The following is a 17455-nucleotide window of genomic DNA, read 5'->3' as shown; positions in this document are numbered from 1 at the left end:
CTCGTTATTCGTTGGGAACCACTTGAGTCAACTGTTCGCATGCGGTTTGATAATCACATCGCTCATCAATATCTTGCTGCAAGAACTTCGACATCCGTGGGTAATATTGAATTGCTGTATCCAACATGGGGTCACTGCCCATGGCATACGCACCGACGTTAATTAAATCTCGGTTGCGTTGATAACTAGACGTTAACTGCTTGAAACGTTGAATTTTTCGGTAATGCTCTTTAGGAATGAGCTCCGTCATTGCTCGGCTGATGGATGCCTCGACATCAATCGCAGGGTAGTGCCCTGACTCTGCCAGTGAACGTGAAAGAACAATGTGGCCATCCAAAATGGCGCGAGCCGAGTCAGCAATTGGGTCTTGTTGGTCATCCCCTTCCGTTAAAACGGTATAGAAAGCGGTAATTGACCCACCATTTTTCCCATTTCCTGCACGTTCAACTAATGCCGGTAATTTGGCAAATACAGAAGGTGGATAGCCTTTGGTTGCAGGTGGTTCACCTACGGCTAACGCAATTTCCCGTTGTGCCATGCTGTAGCGGGTGAGTGAATCCATAATCAACAGCACACTTAAACCTTTATCGCGAAAATACTCAGCGATACGAGTGGCATAAGAGGCGCCTTGCATGCGCAATAAAGGGGACACATCGGCTGGCGCAGCAACGACAACGGCACGTTTTAAGCCATCAGCCCCTAAAATATTTTCAATGAAATCTTTGACTTCACGACCACGTTCACCGATCAACCCGACTACGATAATATCGGCTTGTGTAAAGCGAGCCATCATGCCAAGTAACACGCTTTTCCCCACACCAGAGCCTGCAAATAGCCCCATGCGCTGACCTCGACCAACCGTTAATAACGCATTGATTGCACGAACTCCAACATCCAATACACTGCTAATAGGCGTTCGTTCCAATGGGTTAATTGGTGGAGTGATTAACGGAGCACGTGTTTTTACCTCCAATGGGCCTTTTCCGTCTAATGGATTACCTTGCGCGTCAAGTACTCTGCCTAATAACTCATTACCAATGGGTAATAGGCGGCTAGTTTGCCCGTCATCGCCAGTTGATTGCGCATAAACACGTGCACCAGGAGCAATTCCTTCAAGGTCAGCAAGGGGCATTAATAGCATTCTTGGGCCGTTAAAACCGACGACTTCACATACCACTTCGTCCGAGCCGCCATTAATAGAGCGCTCAATAAAGCAGGTTGCCCCTAAAGGCATTTTAATACCTTCGGCTTCCATCACTAAGCCAGTGATTTTTGTGAGGCGGCCATAACGACGCACCATCGGGATCCCTTTCATCCGCGATTCTAAATCGTCCAGTGAGGCAATCCAGCGTCCCAATCGTGCCGTCATGAAAAGCTCTCCGGTGCATATAAACGGCACAATTCTTGCCAGCGTGTCGCCACAGTCATATCAATTTCACCGTCTTCTGCGACGACTCGGCAACCACCGATATGCAGTTTAGGGTCAGCCACTAAGCGCCAGCCATTCAAGTTGAGTAGGGAACCGAGATGCTGCTCGATTAATTCAAAATGATTTGGATTGACGTGCAGCTCAGGTTGCCCAGCAAAAATTGGTTTTTGCTGGAGTAAATGACTGATCTCTTCCAGTAATGCCGTACCATCACAGACGGTAGATTGGCCTAAGACTTGCTTAGCGGCGGTCAACGCTATCTGCAACAGCTTAGTGGTCACCACCGTATCAAAGGTATCGAGTGAATAATTGAACTCAGACAGCAATTTTTGCCATGTTTCAATTACGGGTTGTTGCATAGCGAGCGCTTGCTCACGGCCTTGCTCTTCTCCAGCACGCAAGCCTTGTTCAAAGCCAGCTTGATAACCTTCTTGCTGGCCTTTTTCATGCCCTTGTTGGTAGCCGGTGCGCTGCGCATCTTCTTTTATGTTATCGAGCAAGTTAATTTGCTCTAACACTTCTTTCGGCTCAAGGCATGGGACTTTGGGGGCGTCAGGTTCAGGAACATCGCTTAATGCAGGAATGCCTGAGTTGAGATCCCATTGATTAAGCTCACGAAGCTGCCAAGGTTGCCATTGGTCATTTGGAATTGTTGACTTAGACATACACGTCGTCTCCACCACCTATAGCGATTTCGCCTTTTTCGACTAAACGACGAACGATAAGCAAAATGGCTTTTTGTTCGTTTTCCACTTGAGACATACGTACAGGAGAGCGAGATTCCAAATCGTCGCGTACGATTTCCGCTGCACGAGCGGCCATATTGTTGAGGAAGTGGTCGCGTAGAGCTTGGTTGCTGCCTTTGAGGGCAATAACCAGCGAGTCTGTCGAAACATCCTGCAAAATACGTTGAATGCTGCGATTGTCCACTTCGATAAGGTTTTCGAATAGGAACATTTCATCAATAATTCGTTGAGCCAGTTCACCATCGTAATCACGCATTGCATCGATAACGCTTTCTTCTTGCTGGCTTTTCATCAAGTTGATGATTTCTGCCGCGGTTCTTACGCCACCCATTTTGCTGCGCTTGAGGTTTTGACCATCCAGTAAATTGTTCAATACCTCAGTCAATTCCGCTAATGCCGCAGGTTGTACGCCACCAAAGGTGGCGATACGTAGCATAATATCGTTGCGTTGGCGCTCTTCGAATAATTCAAGTACATCTGCTGCAAGGTTGCGTTTTAAATGAACCAAAATGGTGGCGATAATTTGTGGATGTTCATCGCGAATAATATCGGCAACGGTTTGTGGTTCCATATAGTTGAGGCTTTCGATCCCTGAGGTGGTTTCTTGTTTTTCAAAGATATCTTCCAGCAGGCTCGCAGCACGTTCTTCGCCCAGAGCCTTTATCAATACAGAACGTAGGTAATCGTTGGTGTTAATATTAAGCGCCGCAAATTGAATTGCGGACTCTTCAAATTCCGTTAACACTTCCGCCAGTTCATTATTTGAGATTTGGCGCATGTTTGACACCGCCATACTCAATTGCTGAACTTCTTTAGGGTTCAGGTGCTTAAACACTTCAGCAGCCTGATCTTCACCGAGTGTCATTAACATGACGGCACTTTTTTCTGTTCCACTTAAACTCATTGGGATTTTCCTAACCACTGACGGATAACCATTGCCACGATTTGTGGGTCTTTTTCTGCCATTTCACGTATGCGTTGGCTTTGGATTTCTGCGCTAACACGTTGACGAGTTAGACGACGACGCGTTTGCTCATCCATATCTTCATCAATCACTTCATCAACCACGAGAGGGGTTTTCATTTGTGTTGCAACGAAAACTTCAGCATCGGCTTGAGCTTGCTGTGTCTTACGGTATTTAACCCATTGTGGTTTGATACCAAAACGCCACATAAACCAAGCAATAATGGCAATAAGCAGTATTTTTCCGTAATCCAGAAGCTGAGCAATAAATTGTGGGCTTTCCAGTAACGATGGTACTTCCTCAACAGGCGTCTCATTGGTAAACAATGAATTAGTAATGTTGAGGGAATCACCTCGTGCAGTGGAAAAACCCATGGCTTCGCGTGTCAATGCTTCAATTTGTTGCAGCATTTCTGGCGGCAATGGCTTCATTTCTGGACCATTTTCGCCATCTTGTGAATGGTAATTAACAATAACTGCGACCGAGAGCCTATCAACGACACCAATTTGCCGTTGGGTATGGCTAATTTTGCGATCTACCTCGTAATTCGTAGTTTCATCGCTTTGTGAGTTTGAGACACTATTACGGTTATTTGCTGTTTGAGTGCCGTCTTTATTGTCTTTATTGGTTTCAATTGGTGCATTTGGTGCACTAACGGGTTGATTTGAAAGCGCTCCTGGTACTCCACCTGTTCCACCATTGTTATTTTGCATACTTTGGCTATTTTGGCGGGAACGAATAGCAGCGCTATCTGGCGTTTGGTTAGGCTTATATTCCTCTGAAGTTTGCTCCACTTTAGAGAAATCCATTTGCGCGGTAACCTGTGCATGGATATTGGCGCGCCCCACGAGAGGGGACAAAATATCTTCAATACGCTGTTTGAGATGCGACTCCATCTCTTTGGTCATTTTTATTTGCGCACTATTAACCGACTGCTGGCTATTATCATTATTGGTCAGTAAACGGCCCGCTTGGTCAACAATAATGACATTGCTTGCAGTTAATCCTGTGACACTGCTGGATACCATATGCACAATGGCGCTAATTTGCCCCTCATCGAGCATTCTTCCTGGTAATAAACCGACCGTCACCGAAGCTGTTGGCAGCTTTTGCTCACGCACAAATAAGGTCGGTTTAGGAATCGCTAAATGTACCCGAGCACTTTGTACTGGGCTTAATGATTCAATAGTTCGAGAGAGTTCACCCTCTAGCGCACGTTGGTAGTTGATTTGTTCACTAAATTGGCTAATACCAAATTGTTCTTTATCTAATAATTCAAAACCCGTATTGCCACCTTTAGGTAAACCTGATTGAGCGAGCTTTAAACGTAATTCATGCACTTTATCTGCAGGAACTAAAATAGCGCTACCATTATCAGCAATTTGATATGGCACATTCATCTGAGTTAGCTGGCCAACAATATCGCCACCATCTTTAGCACTTAAATTGCTAAGAAGTACACGGTAGTCAGGGCTGCGTAACCAGAGGAGAAGGGCGACAATAATTGAAACAGCCGCAGCCGCCGCAATCATTAACGGTATTTTAGGATCAGCTTTAATCCTTTCAACTATAGAGGCAAAACCCTTTTTGGCCTCCCCCGTGTCTTTAGATGCGGCACTCATAAATATTCCCTGCTTGGCAGACTACTAGACGGATGAAAATACTTTTGGTGAAACAATGTTATTTCCCTCTTCGTAACGTCACTTTTTCACTTTGCTATTATTTCTTGTCTTGCGGGAATCTAATGACGGAATCAGCCTATAAAATTGGTGTTATTTATCGGCTTCAAGTTAAAAAGGGTGTGATAGGGTAAGCTGGCCAATATAGGTTAGTGAAAAATTCACAATAATTAATAAGAAGAGAATCGAATGACAGTTCAAGCCATTGAAGGGGTTATTTCACAATTAAATGTCGTGGCAACCCAAGCCACTAACCCAATAAAACCAGCAATAGAGCCAGTTGGATTTGCTGACCATCTGGTTGCTTCTGTAAATCAAATTAATAAAACACGTAATGATTCTGCCAAGCAAATTGAAAATTTCACGTTAGGAAAGCAAGATATTTCCTTGAATGATGTAATGGTCGATATGCAAAAAGCCAGTTTAAGTTTACAAATGGGTATTCAAGTGCGTAATAAGCTGGTGGCGGCGTATCAAGAAATTATGTCAATGCCAGTGTGATTGGTTTATCTATTTGAATAAGGTCAAGTCGTTGATAGTGATGGCCGTATATTAACGTGTGTTAGAAAACATGGGCGTGGGAAACTGCGCTTGAGCAAATTCGGCAGGAATGTGAGAAAAACATGGTTCCACTTTAAAAGTGGCATTATTAAAATCTGATTTTTTTGTAGTTTCTTAGGCCTTCAGTTAATAGCTGATGGCTTTTATTTATAGAAAAACTGAAAAGCAAAGAAAAGCCCCAAATATCAAGGAAAAATAAACTGATACAATAGGTTAGAGTACACTATCAGCATAGACTCTTTATAAAGGATTTACATGAATAAAGTGTAAGCAATACAGAAAATAAAATACAAATTAGAGTCTCGTTAAATGAATAAGGAATACTAGAGGATTCAAAATAAATATACCCTCTAGCATTTGAAATAAGAGCATTAATGTTTATTGGGCCGCTCTTTGTATTGCTTCTCCTCCTGCTTCTATATCTTCACCAACACCTTTAGTGGTATTACAGGCAGTTAATGTGAAAGCAACAACTAATGAGCAAATGAGGAAATTGATTTTTTTTAACATATTATCTTCCTTTCAAGTTTAAAGTTATAAATTACAAAAGGTCATCTTTAATTATAGCAGAACAAGTCGATGACTATTTTTAGCTGTATACTGCAGTAAGGTTAGGATTAAACCCTCATATTTTTGTGGAATTAGTATTGTTAGTGATACCTGACAAATGAAAATGAGCTGCTATATTTTAAGTGTTAGTACTTATTTTGGGTGATCAATCTACATTAGCAATAAAGGGTATACTCTATGATATTAAAAGAGCTATTTATCCGTATGCTTTATGTTTTTCAATACTTATTATTTGGTTTTCTTTTGTTATTATCATCAATAGCCTTACCTAATTGGTTAGGTAACGCCACAAGTTTTTTGTAGGATAGTATCTCATCGAGAAATATTCAACGGAGTTACCATGCGAGTGAAGTCAATTTTTATGTTTTTAAGTATGCTTCTACTTAACGGATGTAGCGTTAAAGTGCCAAAAGATATATCACCTGTTGAGAAGTTTGATTTATCACGTTACCTTGGCGAATGGCATGAAGTAGCGAGAATAGATAATCGATTTGAAAAAGGATTAAGTAAAGTCTCTGCTAACTATTCTCTTCGTGATGACGGAGGTGTAAAAGTAGTGAATAGAGGATGGAATTCTGAAAGCAAAAAATGGAAAGAGAGTATAGGGAAAGCTTACTTTGTTGAATCCTCGGATACTGGGGCTTTAAAGGTTTCATTCTTTGGGCCCTTTTACGGCGGCTATAATATTATTAAGCTAGATGATAACTATCAGTATTCATTAGTTGTTGGACCTAATAAAGATTATCTATGGGTACTATCGCGTACTCCAACTATGCCACCAGAGTTATTAAATGAATACCTTAGTTTTGCAAGTAACCATGGTTTTGATAGGCAAAGAATATTGATATTCCAGTAGAATCTATTCTTTATTAAAAATGAGAAGTTTAACAAGTGAAATATATGACCCGCCAAGTGCGGGTTTCTTATTTGACATTATTACTTATATCCTCTTAAGCAAAGTTATAGGCATAATATGGCGCTTACCGACAGATAAGAAATGTTTTGTCGCGAGTACTTCAGCGATTTAAACACTACACAGGCGGCTATTCATGCAGGATACAGCGATAAAACTGCAAACGTAAAATCAAGCCGACTGTTAATAAATGTTAGCATTCAAAATAGAATTAAAGACTTAAATTAAATAGGAATGAACGTGTCGAAATAAATGCTGATTATGTTTTTAACCGCTTTGTCGAAATTGACCAAATGGATGTATCAGATATTGTCAATGATGGTGGGAAGCTAAAACCAATAAGCAGTTGGCCTAAATCATGGCGGACAACATTATCAGGTTTTGATATCTCTACGACAATCCGTGACTACGATGAGAGCACCAAAGAAACTATTCTCATGAAAATCAAATGGCCTGATAAAGATTAAAAATCATGAGCTCTTAGGTAAGAATGTCAAAATTCAGGCATTTAAAGAGCAAATTGAACGGAAAAGCTGAGAGACTCGCTAAGCTAGAAGCAGAGCAATTAGCGGACGAAGTGGAAATGGATTTGGAGATTTAGGTTAACTTTTGGGTGGTATTTTGATTATAACAGAGTGTTGTGTGGTTTGTTTTTGATAAGGAGTGCTTTTTGCTGAATTAATGGGGTGAATCCTAATGCTATTTGTGTGAATCAAAGTGTAGTTTTGAAACTCAAATTAATAACTCGAGTTATTATCACATGTGTTACAATGAAATAATATTATGTATTTTGGCTGCTTTCACTTTTTCATCGCAAGCTAATTCATTATGGACTTATGAAGATAGTGGCGCACCTGAAAACTGGGGAAAATTGAGTGATGAATTTAAAGTTTGTGAAAGTGGATTTAATCAATCATCGTAAGGAAAAAACTCATGTGTCAGCTTGAGTGGTTGGTATATTTAGAACATTATCTAATTATGTGAGTTTTCCAATTTTGGTATTCAATTACTTACTAAATAAACAGGCTAAAGAGTATGCAAAAGGTAGAGTCAGAAATTTAGTAATGAAATTTTTAATACTTACAGCATACGATATAAATTAAATGTTTCCATATATTATTAATTAGTCCATAAAACAGGTCACTACCTTCAAGGCTTTTTATGTAAATACTAATTAATAATAGGAGATATTTAATGGATAACCAAAATTCGATTTCTAATCATATTGCTTGCAGTCTTCGTCAATTAAGGATAAAAGCTAGGTTATCAGTATTCGAGCTATCTAGAATGGCGGGAATAGAGAGTGAGCAGCAACTATATCGTTATGAATATGAAATTGATAAGATAGGAATAGCGGAGACAGTAGCTATATTAAAGGTATTGAATGTTGATATTGAAAGTTTTTTTAGTAATTTGGATGAGTATAAAACTATAATTGTATGTAGCGGAGATATAAACTAAGTTTATTTCGATGAAACTTGCTTTCGCTTGAGTTATATAGCAAAAACCAACTGTAAACGGTTGGTTTTTACTATATAGGGAGGAGCGATAAAGTGATTACTATACTAGTATATAGTGTATTTATTTAATTCTCGCAATTGAATTAATTACATGATATTTATAGCTATTGTTAAACGTCATAATAAAGGTCAATCATAATATGTCGGAGGCTCTATCTCGTTGGATAATTGAATATGGATACTTAGCTGTGTTTCTGGGTTCCATGATTGAGGGAGAAACAGTAGCTTTCTTATCGGGCATAGCAGCACATAATCAATTACTTTCTTACCCTCAAGTAGTTATAGCCGCCTCTTTAGGTGGGATTGTTAGTGATAATGTATTGTTTTTTATAGGCCGTTATTTTGGAGCACAAATTTTACCCAAACTACATAGTCAAAAAGATAAAATAGTATATGCGCAAGAATATATTCAAAAAAATGAGAATTGGGTTGTTATAGGTATTCGCTTTGCTTATGGGTTAAGGACAATAGGACCTATTATTATCGGTGCTAGTGATGTAAGTCCATTTAAATTTTTTATATTAAATATTATCGGTGGCGCAATTTGGGGAGCTTTGATAGTTTCTGCAGGATATTTTATTAGTAAACTAGTTCTTTCACTACCAACTCATTTTTCAATAAGTATGCTAATAGCTGTAGGTATATTTTTGTTATTGCTAATTTTTTGGAGAAAACATCTATTGCAAAAAATGCGGAAATAATACGAGATAGCTACTTGTAATTATATTATGCGAATGCAGTATCAATACCTGATTAATACTGCATTGGTTTATAAGCTGAAAAGAGTTAATTCCCTCTATATGTTGAATAACCATATTGGCTTAAAAGCAAGGGGATATGGTAATGTTCATCTAAATTATCTATTTGAAATTCAACGGGGATTTCAGGGAAAAAACTGTGTTTACCTTGTTGCTTAAAATACTCACCAGTTTTAAAAATCACTCTATAGTCTCCTATAGAAGGCTTCTCAGGGCTGTCAGGTAAGATAGATTTAATTCTGCCATCATTACTTGTTTTTTCTGTGTTTATGAGTACCCAATTGTTTCCCTGTTTTTTCTCTAATGTAACCTCAACATTAGGGGCTGGCTTCCCTGTTTGCTGATTAAGAATATGAACACTTAAAATATTATTTGACGCTATTGAAGTTGCTGGAGTTAAAATAAAAGGAATGAATACTAAAAGTAGTTTTTTTTTCATTTAGATATCCTCTATTGATATATTGAGGATACTTTATCAATGGAGGCTAATGGTTAGCCTTACAGTTTGATTACATTTTTTTAATCTAAACTTCATTACATTAGTTAATGGTAGATAGATTAAAAATAGTAAGTTTATCGATTTCGACTGGAGTCTTTGTATGAAGACTGAAAGCACTGTGTCAACATTAATAGGAAAGAAAATTAAAATATTAAGGCGCAATGCTGGATATACCGTAAGTGAGTTTGCAAGATTGAGCGGCTGTAAAAGTGATCAATAATTGTATCGCGATGTACGAGGTGTTAATAAAATTGATACCATATGTTGGTATCAGTACTAAGGATCCTTAATATAAATATAAGTAGTTTTTTTGAGCAGATAGCTGATGAGATAATTAAAGAATTCGATGATTATAATGTAAATATATAGACATCTAGTATGGCGAGGCCGCTATAAATGGCTGCTTTTTATATTATGGAATAAATCAGTCAGTTGATTGATACTTTTTTATAGTCGTTTCTATTACCTATTATTCATTTAAATAGGATTAAGCCGCCAATCCTTAATGTTTTCAACATTCACATAGGATATTTAAGGTTGTTATCGATATTTAATTTTGCTAGGTTTTTCTATTGTCAATAATTACCCAAGTAGATCATTATGAAATTAATCTCTTCGCTTTTTTGCCTCTTTTTAGTGACAGGTTGTACATTTACACCTTCTTTTGAGCCCAATAAGTCAACCTGGCCTAAGCCACATAAAGACGCCCGTTCATCTGAACAAAAAAGAGCTGATAGAGAGGCTGTACATGAGCAACAGCGAGCTGTGATGAGAGGTGAAAGACCGGATTACGGCGTTTTTGATAGATACTAAACCCGAGGACGTAAGAACTTTTGGGTTAAGATTAAGATAAACAGCAAACTATTTGTTTATAAAATCGACGCGAAAATAAAATTTGCCATTTGGTTCTAAGTGTGGCTTAATATGCTCACTGGTTTGGAAGTACAGGCCTATTTATGTTAGTCAGTTTTAAGATGTTCACCATTAAGCGCTATCTCAGATACCACTTCATTGCGAATTCCTTCTAATTAATTCCCATAAGTACCACAAGAACAAACCGCAACATGCCTTATGGCAATTTTAATAAATTAAAGGAAATTCTATGTCTAATACAATGACTGGTACAGTAAAATGGTTTAACGATGATAAAGGTTTTGGTTTTATCACTCCTGCAGACGGCAGCAAAGATGTATTTGTTCACTTTTCTGCAATTCAAAGTGATAACTTCAAATCATTAGCAGAAGGCCAACAAGTTTCATTCAGCATCGAAAATGGTGCTAAAGGCCCAGCAGCAGCTAACGTTATCGCTAAATAACGATAACGAATCGCTAAGCATTCAAAAAACCTCGCTAAATGCGAGGTTTTTTCGTTTTATAGCCTGCTATTTTCAATAAATACAGAGTTAATATTATAAAAGTTGTTTGATAAAATAATTAGCACCATCACGAATCGCCTCGTCTGATATTTGCATCATGCGTGAATAATGTAAGAAGGCGTGCAAAGTTCCTGGGTACATTTTATATTCACAAGGTATATCATTGGCATCTAGCGTTCGGAATAAAGCCAAACTATCATCTAATAGTGGGTCAAACTCAGCACTGGCAATATAACAAGGTGGAATACCGTAGGTTAAATCATTATTGAATAAGCAATAATATGGCGCCTCTCTATCGCCAGCTTCACCAAGATAGGCATTATCATAATCTTCTAAATCTTGTTTTTGTAACCCATCCCATTCTCCACCATATAGCCGTCGGCTTATTGAATCCTGCAAACCATACAGCCCATACCACAATAAAACAGCTTTTATATTGGCACATTCTATCACGTTATCACGTAACCAAAGTACAGAAGCAAGAGATAACATCGCGCCAGCTGAGTCACCGGCACAGCCAGTTTGTTGCATATTGATATTATATTGTTCAGCATTTTGCTGATAGTACTGATAAACCATGGATATTTCCTCAATTGCTTGAGGGTAGCGTGCTTCAGGGGATAACGAATAATCAACTCCAATAACTGTACAGCCCGAATATAGTGCCAGTAAGTGCATAATACGTTCGTGGGTCTGTAAATTACCTAAAATAAACCCACCGCCATGGAGATAAAACAAGGTGGCTGATGGGGATTCAATCGGCTGAAATATACGCGTCAAAATATTGCCATATTTAGTTGGAACTTGAATATCGTGAATGGAGTGCATCGTTGGCGCTTCTGAATTCCAATATTTTCTATCTTCAATATACGCTTGTCGCATACCATTATAAGTGGCGTCAAGAGGTGCTGGAGATGGATTTTCTGCATAAAATCGCATTACAGATTGCATCTCAGGTGAAATAAGGTCTAACACATTAATTTTATTTTTTTTGTTCATTATGCTCTCCTAGCTAGATGTTTCCATTGTAAAAGGGGGGCATAATTAAGTTGTGATCCTGCTAACCAATATTAAAAGGTTCTGTATTTTTAAATTATAAGGCTTGAGAATTTATAGGTATTTTAATTTATATCTCAAACGGTGAGATCATCACCGTTTGAAATATATGTGAGTTTTAGGTGGGAAAGTTAATATTTAACGATGATGTCAGTTAACAATTATTTAGCAGCTCTTTGTATGGCTTCTCCACCGGCTTCTATGTCTTCACCAACACCCTGAGTGGTGTTGCATGCGCTTAAAGAGAATACTACAGCTAATGAACAGGCCAAAAAACAAATTTTTTTAATCATATCTTCTTCCTTTGGTTAAACTCACTTACGGGTTATAAGACATTTCACGTATAAGTATAGCAGAAGGATAAATGAGTGTTTTTTGAGCTGACGTATGTTGCGATTTGATAATATAAAAATTATCAGTTTATTATGCTTTGATTTTTCATTTTAATGAAGCATAAGGCTATAAGTTAATAAATAAAAAGAGAATTATAGCAATAAATGATAAATAGTTTTAACTATTTTAGAGAAAAGAAAGATACAGAAAAATCCGAATTCCACTATATCCTTATGTTAGTAAACATGAATGCGACTGATATTAGACCAGTTACATAAACTTTATTAATCTAAATGGATATTCCATGATGGAATTTTATCATTTTGTTAACAAATTCATCGTTATTATATTTGTGAGCTTATGTAATAATACTTAGTCGATTTTTTAATTAATCACAAGTTAAATCAAAATGTTATATATTGTCGTAAGAGAATTTTAATGTAATATCGAATCTGTTTGAAATTCCCTTGGTTTCATTGATTTATTTAAACCGCCATATAGGCGGTTTTTTTTAGTTTTTACCCAGTGAGAACTTTTCAAATAACCAAAGCCCACTTTTTTTCATTGCGAAACCAAATAGCACACCAATTAATAGTGATTGAATAGTGACCAACCAAACACCTTCTGCCGCAAAAATAGTACAGGTGCCGACAAACGTGCCGGGTATATAAGAAAGCCACTGTTTTTTAGCTTGTATACACATCAAAAAGGCAACAATACCAGTAACGAAGTATCCTACAAAGTGAGGTAACTGCTTCAGGTAGTCACCGCTGTGCAGGATCACTAAGCCCCAAACCACACCACTACAGACGGTTAATGCGGTAATACCAAGACCTTTTATCCCATCTTTAGGATAAGCAAAATAGGCTGTACAGCCTAAAAAGCCTGCCCAGCCGATTAGCCCTAAACTATCAGCAACCCAAGCCCATATACCAGAAAGAATGGCGGTTGTTAAAGAAAGACAAAATAGTAATTTCACAATATGCACTTTACGTTATGGTTGTTTGTTAATAATACGGACGATGAATGCTATGGCCTATCGCTTGGTTACTAAGCCCATTAGCTGCAAAGCCAATTTATTCTAGAGTTAAGCTTTAACGATTCAGCTATCTTTTATTCGAACACCATCTAGGGAGTTTTAGGTATGGCTAGAGGGGTAACTGACTAATAATAGGATAGTTATTTGTAATTGCAGTGACTCTGGGGCCGTGTAAAGAAAAGCATTGTATAGAGCTAAGGTAAATCTGGCAATGAGTATCCGATAATTTATATGTTTTAATTTTATCTTATTGATAATAAATAATTATCTGTAAATTTAACGTTAAATAAATAATGTATAATTTAAAGATTAATTTTGAGTGTGTGAATAGTTGATGGCTTTTTTACTTTAATTTAGCGACTCCTCGCTGTAGCATGAAGAAAATTGACTTGTGAGGTAAGGGTATGAAATGGATGATAGCTGGTGCTACTGCACTGTTATTGGTAGGGTGTGATAGCACATCGACTGCACCATTTGGCTTAAACTGGGGGCAAAGCATTGATAGCATCAGTTTTATTAAGGCGGGGAAATGCCAAGCAAGTGGTAGTAAAACAGTTTGTACTTTTGGGCAGCAAAAGCCATTTAATGATTGGAGCTATGAAAACCAACTCACTTTTGATGGTGGTACGCTCATTCAAGTGGCTACCACACTTGTTGGGGTTGAGGATTATGCCTCGCCAAAACCGGATTTTTTGGACTTCCAACAGAAGCTAGAAAATGAAATGGGCTATTTGACAAAGCAAGGGTTTAGCTCACAAGTCGCTAGTGACATTCTCACTAAATGCCAATCAGAGACTAGCTGTCACAAAGTGAGTGAGTCATCTCAAACTCGTAGTGGCATGTCTAATCTTTGGGTTACCATTAACCCTACACCAATTGCCATTATCACTTACAGCCAAGATTAAGCTTAATTTAAAGCCAGTTAATGTTGATATTAATTTGCGTGGCGAATATAAATAGTACCAATATATCATTGGTACTATTGGTTAAGGCTTATAAATAATTTATAAAAATGATAAGAACAATATAGGTTGAAGAATTACCACCCGAAGGCGACACCCGCTCCAATAACCGCAGCATCTGAATTATTCCAAGATACAGAACTGCGTAGGTTGATGTTTTCTTTTAGTTGATATTGAGCACCGGCAGCGATCGCTGAGCCATTTTTGTAATTACCTGCACCAATCCCTGCGCTAAAACGAGTATTTGTTGCGTAAGGAATATTGCTCATTGCTGCGACAGACGCAATACCGGAATTCGCTTCTTGAGCACGTTTATCTATTTTCCTATCAAGCTGATGGAGCCCATGATCAACTTTATTTTCTAAGCTGGTGAATTTGAGTTCATTAGCTTTTTGCGTTTTCGACGTGTCACTTTTTAGGGTCTTAATTGACGAGGTATTTCCAATCACTTTGTTATCTAGATTTTGCATATTGGTATTTAATTGGTTGGTGATTTGGTCAGCCGCATTGACACCAGTTAGTGCTCCTTGCAAATGTAATTCGACATCTTTTAATTTTGAGTCAAGTGCATGGTGCTCTTTTTCTCTGCCTTGTTGTATTGATGTGATTTTACTATTAATTAAATCATTGTTGTTTTTTATTTCCTGAAAAATATCTTGAGAATATATTTGTTCAAAACTAACGATTTCATCATTCAATGCTTTTAAATCATTTCGTATATCTATAGTTTCTGATTTAAGTTTACTATTATTTTGTTTTAATGTGTCAATGTCGCTATTAAAACGTGAGTCCATTTGGTTAATTGTAGTGTTGATATGGTCGATTTTTCCACTGATATCACTAATTTTTTTAACATTAGTGCTGATACCTTGCGCGTTGACACTGCTTAAGGATGGTGGAGGACTTGAAAATGAAGTGTTGGCTATTACATTGCAAGACACACCGCTAAGTAATAGAGCTGACAAAAGACGGGATGATATTTTCTTTTTCATTTGTTAATTTCCGTATTATTTAAAATTATTATCTAAAAGAAGAATGAAAGATAAATTTATTTTCCTTTATTCGTTTATAATAAAGGTATTTATTTGGTGGGTAAAATCGATTTTTAAAATGATATTTATTCGGGATATCCGTGTTTGAGTGAAATAAATACAGTGATATATATTTTTTATATTAACTAGATACTTTTATTTGATGGAATTATAGTTGATAGTGCTTATTTTGAAAATTTAATTTAAATTGATAGTAACTTTAATGTGGCCTAAATATATTCTCAATATTAATAAAAACTAAAAGCGAAAAAATAGCCACAAGCGAATAGATGCCATCAGTGGGTAAAAGCAAAAACAGTGAAGAGCCTACAAAGGGTCACCATTTTTCCTGTTTTAGATGTTTTTTTCCAAATAACGTGTTATTTTTCTGTAAAATTTTATGTGGCTTATGTTCCATGAAGGGGCAGTCTAAATAGGCAGGCGTTAATTTATTGATGTTTAAAATAAATTTTGTTTTCTGATTAACAATGCCATTTTTTGCATGTTGTTGGTGAAATAGAAAGACGATAATATTTTATCTGTTCTTCATACTTCACAGGCAGAGTTGTGGCGGCAGTTAGCGGCTATTGTATGCGTCACTGTTGCTTAAAATAGTTTGAATGATTGATATTTGAATGAAAGTAATCGAATTTATAGGGTTTAAATTATGGCAGTAAGAGAAATTATTGAAATTCCAGATGAACGACTGCGTATTAAATGCAGCCCAGTGACGGATTTCGCTGCGGTACAAACCTTGATCGACGATTTGTTAGATACCATGTACAGCACCGATAACGGTATTGGTCTCGCTGCCACGCAAATTGCGGAAACTAAATCCATTATGGTGATTGATATTTCAGAAAACCGTGATGAGCCGATGGTATTTGTTAACCCTGAAATCGTCGAAAGTGAAGGGGAAACCAGTTATCAAGAAGGGTGCCTGTCAGTACCCGAAATCTACGCCGATGTAGACCGCTTCCTGCGCGTTAAAGTGAAAGCGTTCGATAGGCACGGTAAAGCGTTTGAAGTAGACAGCGACGAGTTCTTAGCGATTGTCATGCAACATGAAATCGACCATTTACACGGTAAAGTGTTCCTCGATCACTTATCGCCGCTAAAACGCAATATGCTGTTGAAAAAGCTGAAAAAGCAGCAACGTTTAAAACAGCAGCAATAGGCTGAGAGTTGAAGATAAAAGGCGTGTCAGGTCTGTCGGCCTGACACTCAAATTATTCCATCGGGCGAACGACTAACGGGGTATCCGGCTCATCAAATTGGCCATAGCTGTTATTTAATACCCGTTTTTGGTCTAATTGCTTAATTTCTTTGCTTAAAAAGTTTAAATGCTGTTGTAAATATTCTTTAGTAATGCGTTCATTTTCAATAATTTTATGCAATAACTGAATAAACTCTTCAGTTATTGGCTGCTGTTCTTCGAACGCTTGCGTTAACTTGGTGAGGTTTTCCACCGCAAGGACATATTCTGTCTCTCGGGAGACCAATGTCTCCCATTCCCCGGATTGCGCTAAGGCAACTAAATTTTCACTTAATACTAAGACATTACGGTATATTTCATGTAAATCGATAGGATTTTTATTGTCCACCTGATTATCTTTCATCCACATTTGCACCGATTTGTTGCCACGCAGAGGCGATATCGGAGAGTAACTGATAAACTTCTTGGACATAAGCCACGTTGTTTTCGAGGTTGGCGCGAAGTAACTGCATTGTCATGTACTCATACAAACTTGCTAAATTTTCTGCAAGTTCGCCGCCAGCTTCATAATTTAACGACTGCTTTAACCCAGTGTCAATGATGTCGATAGCTTTTGAGATTTCTTTACCTTTTTCTGCCACCTTACCTTGCTGCATAAAAATCTCACCGCGTTTCAGGGCACTAAGGGCCCCTTTAAACAAGATTTGGATCAGTTGGTATGGGGTCGCGTTGGTGATTTCACTCTCTAAATCAACCTGTTGGTAAGCTTGCTGTGCGTGTCGTTGATACATGTTTTTAACCTAA

General features: G+C 37.8%; 21 protein-coding genes. 9 read left to right on the top strand and 12 right to left on the bottom strand.

Going from position 1 to position 17455, the window contains the following annotated elements; genetic code table 11:
• Positions 1 to 4: 4 nt before the first annotated feature.
• From fliI to fliF, 4 genes are read right to left on the bottom strand one after another with little or no spacing between them, the layout of a single operon-like run.
• The gene (gene fliI / locus P3L37_RS12020; protein WP_004909909.1) at positions 5 to 1369 is read right to left on the bottom strand and encodes a flagellar protein export ATPase FliI; all 1365 of its coding nucleotides are present in this window, start codon (positions 1367 to 1369) and stop codon (positions 5 to 7) included.
• Positions 1366 to 2094 (bottom strand): flagellar assembly protein FliH, encoded by a 729-nt coding sequence (fliH, locus tag P3L37_RS12015; RefSeq protein ID WP_109911169.1) that lies wholly within the window; start codon positions 2092 to 2094, stop codon positions 1366 to 1368. The genes fliI and fliH overlap by 4 nt, the downstream gene beginning before the upstream one ends.
• Positions 2087 to 3079, bottom strand: a complete 993-nt coding sequence (gene fliG / locus P3L37_RS12010; RefSeq protein ID WP_004909913.1) for a flagellar motor switch protein FliG — start codon at positions 3077 to 3079, stop codon at positions 2087 to 2089. The genes fliH and fliG overlap by 8 nt, the downstream gene beginning before the upstream one ends.
• A complete protein-coding gene (gene fliF, locus P3L37_RS12005; RefSeq protein ID WP_109911170.1) occupies positions 3076 to 4761 on the bottom strand; it encodes a flagellar basal-body MS-ring/collar protein FliF in 1686 nt (561 codons plus the stop codon). Before fliF ends, fliG begins: the two co-directional genes overlap by 4 nt.
• A gap of 246 nt (positions 4762 to 5007) precedes the next feature.
• On the opposite strand from fliF, the gene fliE reads away from it, so the two are divergent.
• Positions 5008 to 5319: a flagellar hook-basal body complex protein FliE gene (gene fliE / locus P3L37_RS12000; protein WP_004909916.1), complete on the top strand. Its 312-nt coding sequence runs from the start codon at positions 5008 to 5010 to the stop codon at positions 5317 to 5319.
• A gap of 438 nt (positions 5320 to 5757) precedes the next feature.
• On the opposite strand, the gene P3L37_RS11995 is transcribed toward fliE, so the two are convergent.
• Positions 5758 to 5889, bottom strand: a complete 132-nt coding sequence (locus tag P3L37_RS11995) for an entericidin A/B family lipoprotein (RefSeq protein WP_109911171.1) — start codon at positions 5887 to 5889, stop codon at positions 5758 to 5760.
• A gap of 400 nt (positions 5890 to 6289) precedes the next feature.
• Between P3L37_RS11995 and P3L37_RS11990 the strand changes: the two genes are divergently transcribed.
• From P3L37_RS11990 to P3L37_RS11975, 5 genes are all read left to right on the top strand, one after another.
• Positions 6290 to 6805, top strand: coding sequence for a lipocalin family protein (locus P3L37_RS11990; RefSeq protein ID WP_004261469.1), 516 nt, complete (start codon positions 6290 to 6292; stop codon positions 6803 to 6805).
• A gap of 141 nt (positions 6806 to 6946) precedes the next feature.
• A complete protein-coding gene (locus P3L37_RS21410) occupies positions 6947 to 7090 on the top strand; it encodes a terminase small subunit (RefSeq protein WP_410479527.1) in 144 nt (47 codons plus the stop codon).
• Between the two features lie 65 nt (positions 7091 to 7155).
• Positions 7156 to 7329 carry a hypothetical protein gene (locus tag P3L37_RS21405; RefSeq protein ID WP_004909922.1) on the top strand — a complete coding sequence of 58 codons (174 nt, stop codon included), beginning with the start codon at positions 7156 to 7158 and terminating at the stop codon, positions 7327 to 7329.
• 727 nt (positions 7330 to 8056) lie between these two features.
• The gene (locus P3L37_RS11980) at positions 8057 to 8323 is read left to right on the top strand and encodes a helix-turn-helix domain-containing protein (RefSeq protein ID WP_109911172.1); all 267 of its coding nucleotides are present in this window, start codon (positions 8057 to 8059) and stop codon (positions 8321 to 8323) included.
• A 199-nt stretch (positions 8324 to 8522) separates the two neighbouring features.
• A complete protein-coding gene (locus tag P3L37_RS11975) occupies positions 8523 to 9083 on the top strand; it encodes a DedA family protein (RefSeq protein ID WP_109911173.1) in 561 nt (186 codons plus the stop codon).
• A gap of 85 nt (positions 9084 to 9168) precedes the next feature.
• On the opposite strand, the gene uraH is transcribed toward P3L37_RS11975, so the two are convergent.
• The gene (gene uraH, locus P3L37_RS11970; RefSeq protein WP_109911174.1) at positions 9169 to 9579 is read right to left on the bottom strand and encodes a hydroxyisourate hydrolase; all 411 of its coding nucleotides are present in this window, start codon (positions 9577 to 9579) and stop codon (positions 9169 to 9171) included.
• Between the two features lie 1162 nt (positions 9580 to 10741).
• Here uraH and P3L37_RS11965 point away from each other — a divergent pair.
• Positions 10742 to 10954, top strand: a complete 213-nt coding sequence (locus tag P3L37_RS11965) for a cold shock domain-containing protein (protein WP_004909940.1) — start codon at positions 10742 to 10744, stop codon at positions 10952 to 10954.
• Positions 10955 to 11047: 93 nt separating this feature from the next.
• Here P3L37_RS11965 and aes read toward each other — a convergent pair whose 3' ends face one another.
• The 3 genes from aes to P3L37_RS11950 all read right to left on the bottom strand — a co-directional run bounded on the left by aes (position 11048) and on the right by P3L37_RS11950 (position 13382).
• Positions 11048 to 12013 carry an acetyl esterase gene (gene aes, locus P3L37_RS11960; protein WP_110731853.1) on the bottom strand — a complete coding sequence of 322 codons (966 nt, stop codon included), beginning with the start codon at positions 12011 to 12013 and terminating at the stop codon, positions 11048 to 11050.
• A gap of 218 nt (positions 12014 to 12231) precedes the next feature.
• Positions 12232 to 12363, bottom strand: coding sequence for an entericidin A/B family lipoprotein (locus P3L37_RS11955; protein WP_004909948.1), 132 nt, complete (start codon positions 12361 to 12363; stop codon positions 12232 to 12234).
• 551 nt (positions 12364 to 12914) lie between these two features.
• The gene (locus P3L37_RS11950; protein WP_004909951.1) at positions 12915 to 13382 is read right to left on the bottom strand and encodes a DUF1097 domain-containing protein; all 468 of its coding nucleotides are present in this window, start codon (positions 13380 to 13382) and stop codon (positions 12915 to 12917) included.
• Positions 13383 to 13846: 464 nt separating this feature from the next.
• On the opposite strand from P3L37_RS11950, the gene P3L37_RS11945 reads away from it, so the two are divergent.
• The gene (locus tag P3L37_RS11945; protein WP_042851567.1) at positions 13847 to 14347 is read left to right on the top strand and encodes a hypothetical protein; all 501 of its coding nucleotides are present in this window, start codon (positions 13847 to 13849) and stop codon (positions 14345 to 14347) included.
• A 134-nt stretch (positions 14348 to 14481) separates the two neighbouring features.
• Here the strand turns inward: P3L37_RS11945 and P3L37_RS11940 are convergent, their stop codons facing one another.
• Positions 14482 to 15396: a YadA C-terminal domain-containing protein gene (locus tag P3L37_RS11940; RefSeq protein WP_228367055.1), complete on the bottom strand. Its 915-nt coding sequence runs from the start codon at positions 15394 to 15396 to the stop codon at positions 14482 to 14484.
• 706 nt (positions 15397 to 16102) lie between these two features.
• Here P3L37_RS11940 and def point away from each other — a divergent pair.
• Positions 16103 to 16612: a peptide deformylase gene (gene def, locus P3L37_RS11935; protein ID WP_004909962.1), complete on the top strand. Its 510-nt coding sequence runs from the start codon at positions 16103 to 16105 to the stop codon at positions 16610 to 16612.
• A 52-nt stretch (positions 16613 to 16664) separates the two neighbouring features.
• Here the strand turns inward: def and fliT are convergent, their stop codons facing one another.
• Both fliT and fliS read right to left on the bottom strand, forming a co-directional pair.
• Positions 16665 to 17054, bottom strand: a complete 390-nt coding sequence (gene fliT / locus P3L37_RS11930; RefSeq protein ID WP_109911176.1) for a flagellar protein FliT — start codon at positions 17052 to 17054, stop codon at positions 16665 to 16667.
• Positions 17044 to 17442 carry a flagellar export chaperone FliS gene (gene fliS, locus P3L37_RS11925; protein WP_004909969.1) on the bottom strand — a complete coding sequence of 133 codons (399 nt, stop codon included), beginning with the start codon at positions 17440 to 17442 and terminating at the stop codon, positions 17044 to 17046. Before fliS ends, fliT begins: the two co-directional genes overlap by 11 nt.
• Positions 17443 to 17455 lie beyond the last annotated feature (13 nt).

Source organism: Providencia sp. PROV114 (assembly GCF_032704305.1).
In the GTDB taxonomy this organism is placed as follows: domain Bacteria; phylum Pseudomonadota; class Gammaproteobacteria; order Enterobacterales; family Enterobacteriaceae; genus Providencia; species Providencia rettgeri.
This window is presented reverse-complemented; position numbering and strand designations above follow the sequence as displayed.